Source organism: Brachybacterium sp. AOP3-A1-3, from assembly GCF_052378285.1.
Taxonomy (GTDB): domain Bacteria; phylum Actinomycetota; class Actinomycetes; order Actinomycetales; family Dermabacteraceae; genus Brachybacterium.
Window position 1 is genome coordinate 1 of record NZ_JBQSXM010000052.1, and the last position, 1447, is coordinate 1447.

The window sequence follows — 1447 nt, forward strand, 5'->3', positions numbered from 1 at the left end:
GGCTCTTCAGAGATGAGTGTGGGGTGAGGCGTCGAGTCCGCCGGCGATGAGGAGCATTCGGAGGCGGTAGTGCTCGAAGTTCCGGAACCCACGGGCAATACGGCGGCCGAGCTCGATGATCCCGTTGATGGCCTCCGTGCCGCCGTTGCTCGCGCCGTCGGTATCGAAGTAGGCCAGGAACGCCGTCTTCCAGCGGCGCAGCGTCTTCCCCAGCCTCGCGATCTCGGGAATCGGGCAGGACGGCAGAGTGTCGATGAGTCGCTCGGCGAGCCGACGTCCCTGGGCGGGTGTGGGCTGGTGGAACACGTCTCGGAGGTCCTGCGCGCACTGGTAGGCGACCTCGACTGCGACGTGATCGGGGTGAGCGGAGAATGCCCTGGCCAGGCGGTTCTGCTGGCGCGTGGTGAGACGTTCACGCCCGGCGCGGAGGATGTGCCGGATCCCGAACAGAGGGTCGCCTTTGCGGCCGCGGTGGCCGAGGGTCTCCTGCTGAATTCGGCGGCGGACGTCATCGACCGCAGCGCCGGCGAGCTTGACGATGTGGAAGGCGTCCAGCACGCAGGTGGCGTCCTCGAGCTGGTCATCGATCGCGTTCTTGTATCCCTGGAACGGGTCCAGCGTCGCGATCTCGATCCCCTCCCGGAACCTCTCACCGCGTTCGTCCAACCAGTCGCGATAGACCGTCCCGGACCGGCCTGGAACGAGATCGAGCAACCTCGCGGTGGGGTGGGTTCCTCGGGTCAGGTCCACCATCCCGGTGAGCGCTTTCGGCCCGCGCCGACGCGGGTCACGGTGGTGCCAGATGTGTTCGTCCACGCCCAGGACCTGCACGTCCTCGAACCGCGACGGGTCCTCCGCGGCCCGGGTCAGGACGGGCTGGACCTGGGACCAGAGCGTGTTCCAGGTCGTGCCGAGCTGCCGGGCGAGGCCCTGGATCGTCGCTCCCTCACGGCGGAGCTGACCGATCGCCCAGCGGATCGCGCGCGTGCTCAGCAGGCCCCGCGGGGCGCAAACCTCCGGGTCCTGCTCGAGAAACGTGGCCACCTCGCAAACGTCCTCGCGGCAGACCCAGCGGCGCTTGCGCCAGCGAATCCGCACCGGCCGGCCCGCCCAAGGCGCATCGATCACCTCAACCACGATCCGGCCGTGACCAGTGGCGATGACCCCGCAACCAGGACATCCCGTCACCGGGTCGCAGGACTCGACCTCGAGGACCAGCCCGGCCCGGGTCTTCGAGACGGCCACCAGATGGAGGCCGGGGAAGTCCAGGAGAAGGTCGCATCGGTCGCAGCGATCGAGCGCGGCAGGGCATACGCAACTATGGTTAAGCATTGTCGAGGTCCTTGGTGCGAGCAGAGGTAAGAGTCCGCTCATCATCGAGGACCTCGACGTCTATCCCCAGCTACACCACACCACCTGCGCGCCCACACTCATCTCTGAAGAGCCG

1 protein-coding gene is annotated in these 1447 nt (G+C 67.7%); it reads right to left on the reverse strand.

The genetic code is table 11. The annotated features are described in order from the left end of the window. Positions 1-6 precede the first annotated feature (6 nt). A complete protein-coding gene (locus ACT3T5_RS19530) occupies positions 7-1332 on the reverse strand; it encodes an ISL3 family transposase (protein WP_444579998.1) in 1326 nt (441 codons plus the stop codon). Positions 1333-1447 lie beyond the last annotated feature (115 nt).

What these genes read in the sequence shown, in the direction of transcription:
- ACT3T5_RS19530 (WP_444579998.1), bottom strand. Translation starts at nt 1,332, where the DNA reads ATGCTTAACCATAGTTGCGTATGCCCTGCCGCGCTCGATCGCTGCGAC.